This is a genomic window from Thermosphaera aggregans (assembly GCF_014962245.1).
In the GTDB taxonomy this organism is placed as follows: domain Archaea; phylum Thermoproteota; class Thermoprotei_A; order Sulfolobales; family Desulfurococcaceae; genus Thermosphaera; species Thermosphaera chiliense.
Genome location: NZ_CP063144.1, coordinates 347437 through 360149, shown reverse-complemented (window position 1 = coordinate 360149; position 12713 = coordinate 347437). Strand labels below are relative to the sequence as shown.

The window sequence follows — 12713 nt, the reverse complement described above, 5'->3', positions numbered from 1 at the left end:
CCGTTACCTCTTAGTATTCACTTCTAGACTCCTTAATAATACTGATAAATCGTTTAAATACCTAATTCCGCACGCTGAAACATTGAGAAATGCCTGAGGCAACCGTTAACTTGTGAGGAGAAAGATGTGCGTAGGGAGTATTGAATGATGCTACTCTAAAACCTCTACCCTACCGCCTGCCTCCTCGATCTTCCTCTTAGCCTCCTCGGAAACATACTCAGCAATAACCTTTAGCTTCCCGGAAACCCTTCCTCTCCCCAGCACTTTGTTATAACCCATTTCCACAGTGTTAATCACTACTAGCCCGTTCTCAACCACCGCCTTACCCTCCTGCTCAAGCCTCCTGGCTATCTCGTCGAGCTCGCCAACGTTTATAGCCCTGACCTCTTCCCTAACGCTCCATGGTGAGGTGAACCCGTGCTTCCCGTACCATCTGGGAGCGTTCTTTATAACCCATAAGTACTTGTGCTTGTGCATTCCAACAGCTCCGAAGCCGCCTCTTGAACCGCTCTTCCTGTGCTGGCCAACCCTTCCCCATCCCATTGTCCTGGTCCTGCCGCGGAGCTTTCTGGATTTTTTCTCCTTTCTCACAACCATTCCAATCACCCTAGATCATTTTCATTATTAAATCGTTAATCGCCTTACCCCTGTAGCCTAGCTCCCCGCTATTCCCTACTGATTTCTTAATGCTCCTCTTAAACCCTCCTCTCGGCGGGTGCATTCTGAAAACAGGTTTAACCAGGCTGTCTATCTCGTGAAGCCTGACACGCCCCTCTAGCAACGCGTCCGCTAACCCTTCTATCCCGCCGGTTATGCCTAGGTGTTTCAGCTTCTCGTTAACGTACTCATCGGTAAGCTTTCTGCCGCCGATGGTTCTCCCCCTACTCCTCAACAGTTCGATAAGGGTTTCCCTTGAAATCTCGCCCCATGTGACCCAGTCCTTGACGGTTTCCAACACGCCTTTCAGCCCGGGAAGGTCTGACGGGTAGATGACCAGGTGGTATTTCCTGTGAAGCCTGAGCAGTTTCAACGCGTGCTCGACGTCGGGCGGGGTGTCCGCCAAGCCCCTGAGCCTTATTATAGCGTAGAGTTCAGCAACCATTTAAACCACCTCAGCCTTTCAACCAGTCAACAGGTGTTACAAACCTGTACGTGTTCCTTAAAGCATTCAACGTTGCCTTTGCAAAGTTCAGGGATGTCCTTGTCTCGCCAAAAGACTCCGTCCACGCATCCTTGATACCGGCCATTCTCAAAACCACTTTACCAATATCTCCGGCTACAAGCCCTGTTCCCTTAGGCGCTGGCTTAATAATGATCTCAACGCTCCCGCTCTTCCCGGTAACCGTGAACGGGACGCTGTGAGGCTCTCCGCACCTGCACTCCCAGCTCCCGCACCCTCTCCTGATCGGGGTTATGTTGAGCTTCGCGTTCCTAATCGCCTTGGCCAGGGCATCAGTGTACTGCTTAGCCTTGCCTGAGCCCACGCCCACGAACCCGTTGCCGTTGCCTATTACTACGACAACCCTGAACTTCGTCCTCCTTCCAGCATCTGTCATTTTCTGAACAATGCCAGCGTCAATCCTCTCGTATTTGAGATCGGGGAGGAGGTAGTCCACTATCTCCGGCTCCAGCAATGGGAGGTTCCTGTCGAATATCTCCTTCAAACTGGTGATCTTGCCTTCGACAACCATCCTGCCTACTCTGGTCCTGGGAACCCATCTCTCCAGGGCAACTTTGTCCACCGCGCTCATAGCCATTTAAATCACCCCTTCACCCCGCAATCCTTCATAATCCTCTCCTTAACCTCGTCGAAGTGTGAGGGAAGGTCAACGGGGTTTAAACCGTTAGCAAGGTATTTTGAAAACCTCTTCTCTAATAAACCCTTCTCGCTTAGTATTTTAGCGTATTCTGAGATGTGCTCACCCCTAATTCTCTCCTCAGATGGGACCACTTCCTCGCTAACCGGTACTTTCAAGCCTGCATCGTTAGCTGCTTTTATCGCCGCATATACTATTGCCCCCTTCCTCGAGGAGTGCAGCCCGATGTCAGGGGTTGCGAACTCAACACCCTTCTTCAAAGCCCTGCAGGCAGCAAGCAAGCCTGTTAAGTAGGCTGAGGGCGTGTTGCAGGTGCCTGCTTTCCACCCATACTTTTTAACCAGCTCCCTGGAGTGAGCCGCCGCTATAACCACGTCTCCCTCAGGCTTCGCCTCGATGATTTGAACCCATATGTAGTTGAGCGTTTTCCTAACAACAAACCTCGGGTGTTTGGAAAGTATCATGACATATCTCTTATAGTAGTTTGTCTTACCCTCCCTTCTCCTCCTTCTCGGAACCTTGTACCTTGGACCCTTCGCCATTCAGGACACCTATTTAACCTCCTTCAAGATCTTGTTCTCCTTCAAGTAGAGCTTGAGGGATGAAAGGTTCTTGAAAGCACCGCCCTTGGCAAGCCTGTAGAGCCTTCTATAAGTCCTCTTGTCGATCAAGTTCTTATCCCTGAGGTATCTGAGGAACCTTCTAATCTTCCTAATCCTTCCCATCCACGCCTCCTTCTCGCCAAGCCTTGCTGTTTTAACACCCTTCCTCTTACCCTGACCCCTCCTCCTGCCCTTAGCCCTCTGGGTTTTCCTAACCTTCGAGCTAACCCCTGCGATCCCGTGTACGGGTTCAACCCATATAGCCCCGTCCTTCACCAGTCTCTTAACCTCCTCCCTCGTTATCGCGCCGCTTACCTCCTCAGCCCTTGACGGGTCAATCCTTATCCTTGAAACCCCTACTCCAAGGATCTCTGCTGCAAGCCTTTTCTGCAGGGATAGATCGCTCATTGACCAACACCTCCCATGGTTGAAGACTGTATGATTCTCGGCGGGTTAGCAATCCTGAAGCCCTTGGACAATGCCGCGTTGAATATTTCAACCCTCTTCCTGAAGCCAACCGTACCGGATATGTATATTATTGTTGTAGCAGGGTTCAGTCCTTCAAGCTCGCTCACATTGTGAACCACGACGGGTTTCAAGCCGGTCGGGTGGAGGCCTCTCGCTAGGCTTGGACCCCTGTAGCCTATCTTAACAACCGGTGGGAATCCTTTAAGCTGCCTCCTCATCTTGTTATCAATACCCTTGGGCTTCCTCCACTTGGGCTCGTTCTTGAACTTCGGCTTCTTCCACCATAAATGCCTGAGGAACTCCGGCCTCTCCTTGTTCATCTCATTCCTTAGCCTCAATAATCTCTCGAAACCGCTGCTCATACAGCCTCACCCTTCTCGTAAATAAATATTCCATCTGAGAAAACACGCCTATCCCTATCAGGTATCTTCGTAGCCCTTTCAATGCTTGCAGCTGTCAACCCAACCTCCTCAATGTCCAGCCCTTCCACTATCACGTCGCTCCCGCTGACCTTGACCTTGGCGTTCCCGTAGATCTTAGCGATCCTGTCGGCTTTTTCTCCTATGAAGTTCTTTATCCTGACAATCCTGTTCTTCTCGTCAACCACAACCGTCATTGGGAAGTGCGACGAGATTATTTTCAGCTTGTACCGGTACCCCTTTGTCACGCCCGTGATCATGTTTCTTATATGAGCAGCTATCGTCCCTGCCAGCGCCTTCTTCCTCCTGTCAGCGAGGAATGCTTCGACAACAACTCTTCCATCCTCAAGCCTTATCGTAATATCCCTTGCGTAGGAGAAGTCCCTTGACAGCTCTCCCTTCGGGCCCTTCACAACCACTTTCAAACCGTCAACAGTGACTGTGACGTTCTCGGGGATTTCAACGGATTCCGCGATGTGAAGCCTCCTAACCATGCGGGCCACCTCAGTAGCAGTAGGCTAGCAGTACCCCGCCAGTCTTCTTTTCAACAGCCTCCTTGTGCGACATAACGCCCTGGGATGTGCTGACTATTAATATCCCGATGTTGTAGGCTGGCAGGTATCTTTTAAGCCACTCCGGGAACTCCTCGAGCTCCCTGTACGAGACAGGGTGCCTCGGCTTAACAACACCTATCTTGTTAATCCTTCCGAGAAGCTGTACTTTTATCTTCCCCCATCTCCCGTCGTCAATATACTCGAACTCGCCGACATACCCTTCTCTCTGCAAAACTCTTAGAACGTTTAAAACCAGCTTAGACGCTGGCCAGAGCACTACCTCGCTCTTCGCCCTTACCTCAGCGTTCTGTATTGCCGAAAGCGCGTTTGAAAGCGTGTCCATGACCACCATGGGTTAAACACCTCTCCTCCTTAAATCCACACACCACCTTTTTAACTGTACTTCTTAAACCCTATCGTCCCCGCTACCTCGCGGAAGCACTGCCTGCACAGGTAGAGCCCGTACGCCTGGATAACAGCGTCTCTCGAACCGCATCTCTGGCACTCCTGGACTCCACGCCCATACTTGTGTATTTTAGGCTGTTTGAACTTGCCCATCCTACTCACCCACTATTTCAATGCCGAACTCGTTTTTCAGGAAAACCATTGCTTCAAGCTTGCTCACCCGGTGCCTCCTAGGAATCCTCCTCTTCCTGCAACGCTTCCTCCTCATCACCCTGTACCCGGGTCTCTCAATAGTTATAGCGACATCCATTCCGAAAACACCTATCTCGGGGTCGTACCTTACCCCTGGCATGTGTATGTGCTCCTTAATCCCCACGCTAACGTTCCCGTAGTCGTCGAAGTAGGATGCTTTAAGCCTGTAGCCGAGGGTCTCGAAAACCTTGCGGAGGAACTCCCTGGCCTTGTCCCCTCTCAGCGTGACTATTGCAGCAATGTTCTCGCCCTTTCTAATGTTAAAGTCCTTGATAGTCTTCTTCGCCCTTCTCGGGACAGGCTTGGCACCGGTCAACTCCTCTAGGACTTTCAAAGCCTTTGGAAGCTTGTCGGTCTCAGCCCCTACTCCAATGTTAACCGTAACCTTGCTTATCCTGGGCTTGAGCATTGGGTTGCTATTCCACTTCTCAATAATCTTCTTCTCAACATCAGGGGTTAACACTGTTGCCGTGGACATCACCAAGCACCCTCGGGAAGCGTTATCAACGGCTTATCAACACCTATCGGGAAGATGTAGTCAAGGCTTGTCTGAACCCTTGCCCCAGTCTTATCCTCAATGGTTACAATACTCCTATGCCTTCTCATACCCCTGTGGATTGAGACAATCCTGCCAACTCTTCCAACGTTCCTACCACCGGAGATGATGGCGATGACGCCTTCTTTCAGCGGGATGTAGTTGAGTATTTCCTGACTGGGCACCGATATCTGGAGAACGCCCAGGGTTTCGTAAACATCTTCGACAGGGTTCCTGGGGTCGTTAACCCTGATGAGAATGTTCCTGCCGTCGTGAAGGTTTAGCTGGATGTGCCCGTTTTTAACCGTTGTCTTATCCTCTATTCTGACAAGCTTGAACGATGCCTCCTCCCTGGTGATCTTCACCAGGTCGAGGACTTTAGAGGGGACTGGGACTACTCTATAGTACTCGTTAACACCTACTACTTCAATAACATCCATCATTCCAACAGGGAACTTGTAACTCCTCCTAACCTTCCCGTCTACTTTGAAATATCCTTCGCTTATCAGCCTCCGAGCCTCCCTCCCTGTTTTAGCAAGCCTCAGCACATCCCTTACGACAAGTAGGAGCGGGATGGACCTGGCTATTGCGTGAGGGCCGGGGCTGGGTTTGACAACCCATTTATACTCCTTCCTAAGTATCGGCCAGTACCTCGGGGCTGCTATGGCTTTTAAATGCCTGGTTCCACCCATACTACCCATGACTACTCACCCTCCTTCTTCGACTCCTCGGTCTTACCCCTCCGCCTCTCAACGATTTTGAGGCGGAGCTTGTCGCTGAGATCAAGCTTCGTAATCATGACCTTGCTGGGGTGGATTGGAACGTAGACAGGGGTTCCATCAGCCTTCTTCTTCTGAACCCCTTCTATAAAGATCCTCGCCCTCTTCAAATCCACCCTGACAACCTTGCCCTCAGCTCCCTGGAAATCACCCCTCATAACCAGCACGGTGTCTCCTTTCCTCACCGGGAGCCTTTTAACACCGTACTTCTCCACGAGCTCGTCGCTGAGCCTTGCTGTTAGAAGCTTCCTCCTCAAGTGCAGGGGCATCTCGGCGAGAGCCTTCCTCTGCTTGCCTGGTTTATGTGAAGCTGTGACAGCCATAAACACACCTCCTAAATAATCATTGATGCAAGATTAGCTATCTGGGGCCACCTCTCCGCTGCCTCCCTCGCGATAGGCCCCCTGATCTCGCTTCCCTTAGGCGTTCCCTCAGGGGTCAGTATAACCACAGCGTTGTCCTCGAAAGCAATCCAGGTGCCGTCAGCCCTCTTGTAAGGCCTCCTCTGCCTCACAACTATTGCCTTAAACACCTGCTTCCTCATCTCCGGGATCCCTTTCTTAACGCTCACCACGACAAGGTCTCCAACGCCTGCTGGGGGAACCCTCCTCAGCCTTCCATGATAGCCTGGCACGCCGATTATCATTACTTCCTTAGCGCCGCTGTTGTCAGCCACCTTGGCTACTGTTTGAACCTGAAGCCCTGTGTTAACCCTTCTCCTGGAGAAGGCTGGCTTGCCGGCTACAGCTCTCTTAGCACCCATCAGACACCACCTGCCTTCTTAACCACTGCTAGGACAACGAAGGAAACAGTCTTAGAGAGGGGGCGGGTCTCACCTATTACTACAGTATCACCCTCCCTTACCTCTATGCAGGGCGGGAGGTGGGCGTGAATATGCTTCTTCCTCTTCTCATACCTCATGAACTTCTTAACATAATGAAGGTAGTCGTGCCTCACCACGACCATTCCGTGAGCCTTCCTCTTGCTCACAACCCCGGTTAGCACGACCCCTCTAACCTTGACATGCCCGTGCCACGGGCACTTAGGGTCCTCGCAAGTCCTCTCCGGCGGGGTTAAGCCCTCTAAACCTATATTGTTAACCTGAGCCCTGCTCATGCAAACCTACCTCAAAACCATTTTAACACGTTCCCAAGGTCTACCCAATATCTTAAACCCTTTAATAACCACGCTTCCACCATCTGGAAGCGTGAACTCGAAAACACCGTTCTCCTTGAAAACGCGTATTCTGCGGGAAGAGTTCTCGAGTACAAGGGTCTTAAGGGTTTCATCAACCACCACTCCCTCGAAACCCTTGACGGATGGGTCGGAGTATTCTACGACACGAGCCTTAAGGCCTATGAGCTCGTGGTATACTAGGTTACTGCTTCTCCTCTTCAACAGGAACCTCCTCCTTAACCTCTTCAGCCTGTTGCCTACCCTTTGCTGATTCCTCGCGCATAACCGTGAGTATTCTAGCAATATCCCGTCTAACATTCCTAATCCTGGCAGTGTTCGTCAAGGTACCGACCTTTGACTGAAGCCTGAGCTTGACAAGCTCCAGCCTGAGCTCGTTAAGCTTTAACAGCCTCTCCTCCGGAGCCATCTTCCTTATCTCACTAGCCTTCAACTACACCACCCTCCTGGGAGCCCTCTGCCTCCCCGCCTGGCTGCGGGGCCGCCTGCTTCAAAGCCTCAGGCTTCACAGGCTTGACCTCCACGTGGTCGGGGAGCTTTATGCCGGGTTTAACAATCAATACTTCAACACCGTATATACCGGGCTTGAGCAATGCTCTTGCAACAGCCCTGTCAACAATGTATTCAACGGGTTCGCCAGCCTTGTATATCTTGCCAACCCTCATCTTCTCGTAAGTAGCCCTCTCTCCTCTCAGCTTACCGCTGATTATTATCTCAGCGCCTACTGCGCCAGCATCCATAATCCTCTTCAACATCCCCATCATAACCCTTCTAAACGGTATCTCCTTCTCCAAAGCCCTGACAATCCTGAAGGCGACAACCCTGGCGTTCAAGTCGGGGTCCATCACAGGTGAGACGGTGATGTTAACGTTCTCTAGCCCGAACCTTGTCTGGAGGATCGTGGTCAGCTTCTTGATAACGCTCCCTCCCCTGCCTATTAGCCTGCCAGGGTACTCAGCGTATATCACAACCCTGTGGCCGGTCGGGGTCCTGAAAACCTCCACCCCGGCGTACCCGGCGTCCTTGAAGTAGTTCGCGAGGAACTCGTCTATCATCAGCTTTTTCAAACCATAAGATAGGAAGTATGATTTAACCCTTGGCCCCACCATGCTACCCCACCTCTTTAACAATTACCTCGACATTGCTCAATCTCCTGTACTTAGGGGTTGCCCTTCCGAAAGCCCTTGGCATATATCTTTTAAGAGTGAGCCCTTTGTGAGCAGCTATGTGGATTATCACAAGCTTCTCCTTGTCCAAGCCCTTGTTCTCAGCGTTTGCTTCAACATTCCTTAAAACCTCGAGCATGTACCTGGCACCCTTCACAGGGTACCTGCCAATAGGCCATTTAAACCTGTCAGCCAGCCCTTTCTTATGGCTCAGCTTGCCCGTGTACCTTCTGAACGGGACTGCCTGCTTCATCTTCAAAACGTCTTCCAGGAACCTTATAGCATCTTGGAGCTTCATTCCCTTCAAGGTGTAGGCAATCTCCCTCATGTACTTTATCGACACGGGAATATCGTACCTGGCTGCTTTAGCAATCTTTGACTCGTCGAGAAAGCTAACCGAGTAGTGCCATGTAGGCATGCTCCCACCTACTTAGCGAGCGCTACGAACCTGCTGCTACGGGTTGCCTTCAACCCGGGCTCCCCGTGGGTTACCTTCTTCGTGGTAATGCTGAACTCTCCCAGGTAGTGCCCTATCATCTCAGGCGATATCTTAACGGGGACGAACTCCTTGCCGTTGTAAATAGCTATTGTCAAGCCGATCATCTCGGGGAGGATGATCATGTCTCTAACATGTGTTTTAACCACGCCCTTCCTGGCAAGCTCCGGGTTGCTCCTAACCTTCCTAATCCTTGCGAGAAGCCTGATCTGAGCCTTGGTCAAACCCCTCTTCAAACTCCTCCTCTGCCTCGCGGGCAGGAGGTTTATCAAGTCATCCATCGGCATGTTGAGCAACTCTTCAAGAGTGTAGCCTCTATACCTGAACTTCCGCCACTCAACCGGCAGGTCCTGTAGACTCAGCGCCAACCCTGTTCACCCAGCACGTAAGCAATATGTTATCTAATTCTAAGCTAGACTGTATTTTAAACATTTAATTTCCTTTTTAAAATCTTTGGTATCTTCTCAGGGCTCGACACTACTTCAACCAAGCATCCAGCACTCCTCATCAACTCGACAACCCTCTCGTCAGCCTGGGAAGGAGTTATCACGACCACTTTCACACCCTTCCCCGTGATCCCGGCCGCCTCAACCCACGGGTCAACATCCTGCACTGTCTGCTGAAGATCGGTGAACAAGACGATCCTGCCGGAGCCTGTTTTCAAGCTCAGCCTGTAAGCCTCCCTGAGAGCGCTGGAGATGTTGGTGTATCCTTTAAAACCCTGCTGGAAAAGGTTCTCCAGGTAGTTTACGAGGAGCCTTTGGGTTTTCGCCCCCGGCGCTCTATATATAACGGGCTTCTCCGAGAACATTACAACCCCGCTTAAAACCGGGGTCAGGGATGCCAGGGAGAGAATGGACCATAGGGAAAACCTTGACATACTCCCGCTCACGTCGACAACGCCTACAACCCTAACCCTCCTCTCCCTCCTCCTGTAGACAATCGTCTCATCCATTCTAACATGTTTAAACATGGTCTTCCTAACATCCACCCTGCCCCTCCTCGCTGAAACCCTCCATTCAGCTGAAACGCCTCTGCGAGCCCAAGCCCTGTTCAAGATCATGCAGCCTATTTCAACAGCCCTCCTCAACATGCTGGGCTCAACCTCAAGCCTCCCCCTGGTTGAAACATACTCCCACAGCTTGTACGATAACGCCTCGAGAGCTTCAGCAGGGTCCTGCCTGGCAATAATTGTTATAAGCCTTCTGGAATCACCAGCCTGCAAGCCCTCGTGAAGCCTCCTCAGCCCCGGCTCCAGCGCCTCCGGGTTCACCCTGGAGGCCAGGTACATTGAGTAGTCGAGGTATGAGGGGTCTCGGGTGAGGAGGTAGGCGACGTAGTTCATGAGGGATTGCCCGAGAATGGTTTTCGAGCGCAAGGGCTCGCCAAGCCTGTCAGGGTTTCCAATACCTGCTAGTGAGAAAACTCCAAGCTGGCTCAGCAACGGCTCGTAGCCAGGGTTCTTGTATATCTTGTCGATAATCCTCCACCTATCCCTCAACGAGAGCTCCTCAAGCCTTTTCGCAAGCCGGGACATATCATCTCTAGACAGGAAGCTAGAGTCAACCTGTGGAAGCATGTAGGGGAGTAGCGCGCTCGCTTTCAGCCTCGGTGAAACCCTGCTCACAACTCTCTCAATCCTCCGGTACTCGTTAAGGCTAGGCCTCCACCCAGCGTTCAGCCTTGATGCGATTTCATGGTCAATCCTCTTGTCAACCCCCGGGTTTCTCCCGTAGAACCTGCTGGCAAACTCGACTATCTCATCCCTTGACATCCTCTCCAGGACACTGCTTGAAACAATCTTGCCCCACAGCTGGCTGGGAACCTCTCCAAGGTACTTGTTTAGGTCTTTAACGGTGATCGAGCCCCTGGCCCCCATGCTTCTTAAACGCTCAGCATCTACGACGAAGCCTCCGTTGCGGCTTCTCCGGATAACCCCTGTCTTCCTATACCAGATATACTCCAATACCTGCTGAGGCGTTGAATCCTTGCTCAACAGGTCTGAAACCCTCACGGTCCTGGATCTTGAAAGCCTCGCCTGGAATGACTGGTCGAGGCTGAATGATGCTAAAACCTCCTCCCCGGTTTTCTCCACGGGCTTAAGGCCGAGCGCGCCCCGGAGAAGGTCCTTGTACTGCTCCAGCTGCTCGCGACTCCTCAGCAAGCCCTCCAGCGTGAGGCCGAGCTTGACGTAAAGAATTATCCTGTCAACGGAGACCCCGGTTGCCCCAGCTCCTTTGAAGGCTTCCCGGATCCAGTCCTCTATTCTCCTAGAAAACTCTTTTTTCAAAGCCTCGGGTGATTCTTCACCGTAAGACTTCATTAACCAGTTCCTCGTCCTCAGGGTTCTTGTAAAGGGTTGACAAGCCGGCCTGCCTCAGCTCCTCATCCCCAACCCTCTCCCTACCCCTTGCCTCCGCCAGGAGCGCGGCCATGGTTAGCCATGTGACCGTGTCTGATATCCCTGGCTTGTAGTTAGCCTTCTCCCTTAGCTTGTTGACAATGGATAGTGCTTTCAAAACATCATCATCCCTTAGCTTCTGGAACAGGGAGCCTAGCTTAAGCCTCACTATCTCGTACTCCTCCTCGATGCTCGGGTATTTGAACTCAACCCTCACAACCCTTCTCAGGAAGGCATCGCTGAGCTCTCCCTGCGCTATGTCAAGAGGGTTGCTGGTTAAGACTACTTGGAACTCGTCGCTCTCCTGGCTGTAAACCTTCTTCAGCTCCGGTATGATAATCCTCCTCTTATCGATAACGTCGAGCAGCATGTTCTGGAACTCCTCACTACTCCTCCTTATCTCATCTATGAGGACCCCTGTCCCCATGATGAGTGCTGCTAGAAGCGGCCTCGGTATGAAGCTCTCCTCGTTGAAGCCTTTAGCCATTGCCATGGCAGGGTGGAAGTCGCCTATAACCCTGTACTCGTCATAGTTCTCGCTACATGGTAGTATGAAAGGGGTTTTACCAGCCCATAGGTAGAGTATGGCCTCGCCTATCTCGGTCTTCCCGGTTCCGGGAGGGCCCTCGTAGAGAACAGGCCTATTATTCATGAATGAAGCAATCGTCAAGTACACTACATAGGGCTTGACAACGAGCTTGAACTCGCTTCTCAAAACCTCTATGATCTCCTCAGGATCCCTAACCCTTTCCCTGCGCTTGACAACGGGCTCGTAGGTTTCGAACACTTTCCTAACCACTGGATCGTCTCGAGAAATAGTTGCTGTCATTTGCAGAAACCTTTCAGGAAAATCTAAGGGGAAACCCCTAATTAATCCTTAGCTTGGAAAAAGCTGTAAAGCCTAACCCTTCCTCCTGCCAGTTCTCCTGGCAGCTATGTGCCCGACCTTCCTGCCCGGAGGAGTCATCCTTGAGATTGTCGAGGGTCTTCCAACATGCTGGTGGCTTCCACCACCGTGCGGGTGGAACGCAGCGTTCATCGCCACACCTCTAACCCTAGGCCACCACCTGGACTTAGCGCTCCACTTATAGTATGACGCGCCAGCTTTCAGCAAGGGTTTCTCAAGCCTTCCCCCACCGGCTACAACGCCTACCATGGCCCTTGCCTCGTTCGGCACCTCAATGATCTTGCCGCTGGGGAGCTGGACCTGGGTCTTGCCCCCGGCTCTCCCAACTATTATAGCGTAGGTTCCACTAGACCTCACGAACCTTCCGCCATCGCCCGGGTTCTTCTCAATATTGCATATCTGGGTTCCCTCGGGTATTGAGCCTATGGGCAGTATGTTGCCGTGAACGGGTTTCGCAGCAGGGCCTACTTCAATAACCTGCCCCTTATACATCCCCTCGACAGCTGGAACGTAGAAGACCAGGCCGTTCTCAAGCTCTATCTCTGCGAGAGGCACCCACCTGCCCGGGTCGTGGATGAAGTCAGCTACCACTCCCTTAAACGTCTGGTCGAACGGTATCAACGGGTATTTCGCCGGCGCTACGTGAACGTGATCCGGTGTCCTGAAATTAGGGGATCCACGCCCCCTTCTCTGAATGATAAGCCTCTTACCCATTCAA

General features: G+C 51.9%; 22 protein-coding genes. All 22 read right to left on the bottom strand.

Annotated elements, in window-relative coordinates; all coding sequences use genetic code 11:
* Window positions 1–150: 150 nt before the first annotated feature.
* The 22 genes from IMZ38_RS02100 to IMZ38_RS01995 all read right to left on the bottom strand — a co-directional run bounded on the left by IMZ38_RS02100 (window position 151) and on the right by IMZ38_RS01995 (window position 12709).
* Window positions 151–597, bottom strand: a complete 447-nt coding sequence (locus IMZ38_RS02100; RefSeq protein ID WP_193436544.1) for an uL15 family ribosomal protein — start codon at window positions 595–597, stop codon at window positions 151–153.
* A gap of 10 nt (window positions 598–607) precedes the next feature.
* Window positions 608–1102, bottom strand: a complete 495-nt coding sequence (locus tag IMZ38_RS02095) for a 50S ribosomal protein L30 (protein ID WP_193436543.1) — start codon at window positions 1100–1102, stop codon at window positions 608–610.
* Window positions 1103–1112: 10 nt separating this feature from the next.
* Window positions 1113–1757, bottom strand: coding sequence for a 30S ribosomal protein S5 (locus IMZ38_RS02090; protein ID WP_193436542.1), 645 nt, complete (start codon window positions 1755–1757; stop codon window positions 1113–1115).
* A gap of 5 nt (window positions 1758–1762) precedes the next feature.
* Entirely contained in the window at window positions 1763–2359 is a 597-nt protein-coding gene (locus tag IMZ38_RS02085) for a 50S ribosomal protein L18 (RefSeq protein WP_193436541.1), read from the bottom strand.
* A 9-nt stretch (window positions 2360–2368) separates the two neighbouring features.
* Window positions 2369–2827 (bottom strand): 50S ribosomal protein L19e, encoded by a 459-nt coding sequence (locus IMZ38_RS02080; protein WP_193436540.1) that lies wholly within the window; start codon window positions 2825–2827, stop codon window positions 2369–2371.
* Window positions 2824–3249 (bottom strand): 50S ribosomal protein L32e, encoded by a 426-nt coding sequence (locus IMZ38_RS02075; protein WP_193436539.1) that lies wholly within the window; start codon window positions 3247–3249, stop codon window positions 2824–2826. The genes IMZ38_RS02080 and IMZ38_RS02075 overlap by 4 nt, the downstream gene beginning before the upstream one ends.
* Window positions 3246–3800 (bottom strand): 50S ribosomal protein L6, encoded by a 555-nt coding sequence (locus IMZ38_RS02070; RefSeq protein WP_193436538.1) that lies wholly within the window; start codon window positions 3798–3800, stop codon window positions 3246–3248. Before IMZ38_RS02070 ends, IMZ38_RS02075 begins: the two co-directional genes overlap by 4 nt.
* A gap of 10 nt (window positions 3801–3810) precedes the next feature.
* Complete coding sequence (locus IMZ38_RS02065; RefSeq protein ID WP_193436537.1) at window positions 3811–4212, bottom strand: 30S ribosomal protein S8; 402 nt, start codon at window positions 4210–4212, stop codon at window positions 3811–3813.
* Between the two features lie 41 nt (window positions 4213–4253).
* Window positions 4254–4418 carry a 30S ribosomal protein S14 gene (locus IMZ38_RS02060; RefSeq protein ID WP_193436536.1) on the bottom strand — a complete coding sequence of 55 codons (165 nt, stop codon included), beginning with the start codon at window positions 4416–4418 and terminating at the stop codon, window positions 4254–4256.
* A gap of 1 nt (window position 4419) precedes the next feature.
* Window positions 4420–4995 carry a 50S ribosomal protein L5 gene (locus IMZ38_RS02055; RefSeq protein WP_193436876.1) on the bottom strand — a complete coding sequence of 192 codons (576 nt, stop codon included), beginning with the start codon at window positions 4993–4995 and terminating at the stop codon, window positions 4420–4422.
* Complete coding sequence (locus IMZ38_RS02050) at window positions 4995–5753, bottom strand: 30S ribosomal protein S4e (RefSeq protein ID WP_193436535.1); 759 nt, start codon at window positions 5751–5753, stop codon at window positions 4995–4997. The genes IMZ38_RS02055 and IMZ38_RS02050 overlap by 1 nt, the downstream gene beginning before the upstream one ends.
* A 2-nt stretch (window positions 5754–5755) precedes the next feature.
* Window positions 5756–6154 carry a 50S ribosomal protein L24 gene (rplX, locus tag IMZ38_RS02045; RefSeq protein ID WP_193436534.1) on the bottom strand — a complete coding sequence of 133 codons (399 nt, stop codon included), beginning with the start codon at window positions 6152–6154 and terminating at the stop codon, window positions 5756–5758.
* Between the two features lie 11 nt (window positions 6155–6165).
* Window positions 6166–6594, bottom strand: coding sequence for a 50S ribosomal protein L14 (locus IMZ38_RS02040; protein WP_193436533.1), 429 nt, complete (start codon window positions 6592–6594; stop codon window positions 6166–6168).
* Window positions 6594–6947 carry a 30S ribosomal protein S17 gene (locus IMZ38_RS02035; protein ID WP_193436532.1) on the bottom strand — a complete coding sequence of 118 codons (354 nt, stop codon included), beginning with the start codon at window positions 6945–6947 and terminating at the stop codon, window positions 6594–6596. Before IMZ38_RS02035 ends, IMZ38_RS02040 begins: the two co-directional genes overlap by 1 nt.
* Before the next feature lie 6 nt (window positions 6948–6953).
* On the bottom strand, window positions 6954–7229 hold the full coding sequence (locus IMZ38_RS02030; protein ID WP_193436531.1) for a ribonuclease P protein component 1: 276 nt from the start codon (window positions 7227–7229) through the stop codon (window positions 6954–6956).
* The gene (rpmC, locus tag IMZ38_RS02025; protein WP_193436530.1) at window positions 7210–7458 is read right to left on the bottom strand and encodes a 50S ribosomal protein L29; all 249 of its coding nucleotides are present in this window, start codon (window positions 7456–7458) and stop codon (window positions 7210–7212) included. Before rpmC ends, IMZ38_RS02030 begins: the two co-directional genes overlap by 20 nt.
* Window positions 7448–8134: a 30S ribosomal protein S3 gene (locus IMZ38_RS02020; protein WP_193436529.1), complete on the bottom strand. Its 687-nt coding sequence runs from the start codon at window positions 8132–8134 to the stop codon at window positions 7448–7450. The genes rpmC and IMZ38_RS02020 overlap by 11 nt, the downstream gene beginning before the upstream one ends.
* A gap of 1 nt (window position 8135) precedes the next feature.
* Window positions 8136–8609, bottom strand: a complete 474-nt coding sequence (locus IMZ38_RS02015) for a 50S ribosomal protein L22 (protein ID WP_193436528.1) — start codon at window positions 8607–8609, stop codon at window positions 8136–8138.
* 8 nt (window positions 8610–8617) lie between these two features.
* The gene (locus tag IMZ38_RS02010; RefSeq protein ID WP_193436527.1) at window positions 8618–9055 is read right to left on the bottom strand and encodes a 30S ribosomal protein S19; all 438 of its coding nucleotides are present in this window, start codon (window positions 9053–9055) and stop codon (window positions 8618–8620) included.
* A gap of 56 nt (window positions 9056–9111) precedes the next feature.
* A complete protein-coding gene (locus IMZ38_RS02005; protein ID WP_193436526.1) occupies window positions 9112–11010 on the bottom strand; it encodes a VWA domain-containing protein in 1899 nt (632 codons plus the stop codon).
* Complete coding sequence (locus IMZ38_RS02000; protein WP_193436525.1) at window positions 10994–11917, bottom strand: AAA family ATPase; 924 nt, start codon at window positions 11915–11917, stop codon at window positions 10994–10996. Before IMZ38_RS02000 ends, IMZ38_RS02005 begins: the two co-directional genes overlap by 17 nt.
* Window positions 11918–11989: 72 nt before the next feature.
* Window positions 11990–12709, bottom strand: a complete 720-nt coding sequence (locus IMZ38_RS01995; RefSeq protein ID WP_193436524.1) for a 50S ribosomal protein L2 — start codon at window positions 12707–12709, stop codon at window positions 11990–11992.
* Between the last annotated feature and the right edge of the window lie 4 nt (window positions 12710–12713).

Coding starts and splice junctions, on each gene's coding strand:
- IMZ38_RS02100 (WP_193436544.1), bottom strand. CDS start 597: ATGGTTGTGAGAAAGGAGAAAAAATCCAGAAAGCTCCGCGGCAGGACC.
- IMZ38_RS02095 (WP_193436543.1), bottom strand. CDS start 1,102: ATGGTTGCTGAACTCTACGCTATAATAAGGCTCAGGGGCTTGGCGGAC.
- IMZ38_RS02090 (WP_193436542.1), bottom strand. CDS start 1,757: ATGGCTATGAGCGCGGTGGACAAAGTTGCCCTGGAGAGATGGGTTCCC.
- IMZ38_RS02085 (WP_193436541.1), bottom strand. CDS start 2,359: ATGGCGAAGGGTCCAAGGTACAAGGTTCCGAGAAGGAGGAGAAGGGAG.
- IMZ38_RS02080 (WP_193436540.1), bottom strand. CDS start 2,827: ATGAGCGATCTATCCCTGCAGAAAAGGCTTGCAGCAGAGATCCTTGGA.
- IMZ38_RS02075 (WP_193436539.1), bottom strand. CDS start 3,249: ATGAGCAGCGGTTTCGAGAGATTATTGAGGCTAAGGAATGAGATGAAC.
- IMZ38_RS02070 (WP_193436538.1), bottom strand. CDS start 3,800: ATGGTTAGGAGGCTTCACATCGCGGAATCCGTTGAAATCCCCGAGAAC.
- IMZ38_RS02065 (WP_193436537.1), bottom strand. CDS start 4,212: ATGGTGGTCATGGACACGCTTTCAAACGCGCTTTCGGCAATACAGAAC.
- IMZ38_RS02060 (WP_193436536.1), bottom strand. CDS start 4,418: ATGGGCAAGTTCAAACAGCCTAAAATACACAAGTATGGGCGTGGAGTC.
- IMZ38_RS02055 (WP_193436876.1), bottom strand. CDS start 4,995: ATGTCCACGGCAACAGTGTTAACCCCTGATGTTGAGAAGAAGATTATT.
- IMZ38_RS02050 (WP_193436535.1), bottom strand. CDS start 5,753: ATGGGTAGTATGGGTGGAACCAGGCATTTAAAAGCCATAGCAGCCCCG.
- rplX (WP_193436534.1), bottom strand. CDS start 6,154: ATGGCTGTCACAGCTTCACATAAACCAGGCAAGCAGAGGAAGGCTCTC.
- IMZ38_RS02040 (WP_193436533.1), bottom strand. CDS start 6,594: ATGGGTGCTAAGAGAGCTGTAGCCGGCAAGCCAGCCTTCTCCAGGAGA.
- IMZ38_RS02035 (WP_193436532.1), bottom strand. CDS start 6,947: ATGAGCAGGGCTCAGGTTAACAATATAGGTTTAGAGGGCTTAACCCCG.
- IMZ38_RS02020 (WP_193436529.1), bottom strand. CDS start 8,134: ATGGTGGGGCCAAGGGTTAAATCATACTTCCTATCTTATGGTTTGAAA.
- IMZ38_RS02015 (WP_193436528.1), bottom strand. CDS start 8,609: ATGCCTACATGGCACTACTCGGTTAGCTTTCTCGACGAGTCAAAGATT.
- IMZ38_RS02005 (WP_193436526.1), bottom strand. CDS start 11,010: ATGAAGTCTTACGGTGAAGAATCACCCGAGGCTTTGAAAAAAGAGTTT.
- IMZ38_RS02000 (WP_193436525.1), bottom strand. CDS start 11,917: ATGACAGCAACTATTTCTCGAGACGATCCAGTGGTTAGGAAAGTGTTC.
- IMZ38_RS01995 (WP_193436524.1), bottom strand. CDS start 12,709: ATGGGTAAGAGGCTTATCATTCAGAGAAGGGGGCGTGGATCCCCTAAT.